The 613-nt window shown below is 40.6% G+C and carries 1 protein-coding gene; it reads left to right on the top strand.

Annotated features, from left to right (window positions below; genetic code table 11):
• Positions 1-75: 75 nt before the first annotated feature.
• On the top strand, positions 76-613 hold a 538-nt coding region (locus F0L68_RS46100), incomplete at its 3' end, for a JHBP domain-containing protein (RefSeq protein ID WP_188317155.1).

The raw sequence follows: 613 nt of genomic DNA, 5'->3' as shown, positions 1-613 counted from the left end.
CTTGATTTTCCAATCCAAGAATCCGCAGTCTCTAGAACAATGATGTTGATCGCTTTATTTTTATTCGCGGCTCACGTGTTCAACACAAACGCCGACGATGCATATCTACCTCCATACATTGAAGCCTGCGAATTCTCCAATGAAAACCTCGAACAGTGCATCAAAGAACAAATAGAGAAGAGTCTGCCTGAGTTTACGAAGGGTATTCCTGAACTGGACGTTCCTTCGACTGACCCAGTGCATCTGGATGACATTAACATCGACGGCAACGGGTTGAAACTGACATTCACCAAAGCATTAATGCATGGCTTAAAAGGCAGTCACCTAAAAGAATTTAAGCTTAAATTCGATGGTGACCACGGAAATTTCAAATTGGCCTTCATAAGCAACATGAGCTTAACAGCTGAATATGAAGCCGACGGAAAACTTCTCATTTTACAAATTAAAGGAAAAGGAGACGCCCTCATTAACTGCGTAAACGTGGACGTTGAAATAGAGAGCAAATTGAATCAAGTTAAGGACAACAACGGAAAAGATCATTTAAAACTCGGCACTCCTTCATACAAATACAAGATAGAGAAGACTACGTTCGATTTGAAAAACTTGTTCAACG

This window comes from Solihabitans fulvus (genome assembly GCF_008386585.1).
GTDB classification, from domain to species: domain Bacteria; phylum Actinomycetota; class Actinomycetes; order Mycobacteriales; family Pseudonocardiaceae; genus Solihabitans; species Solihabitans fulvus.
The sequence above is the reverse complement of the archived record's forward strand: the minus strand, read 5'-3'. Positions and strand labels throughout refer to the sequence as shown.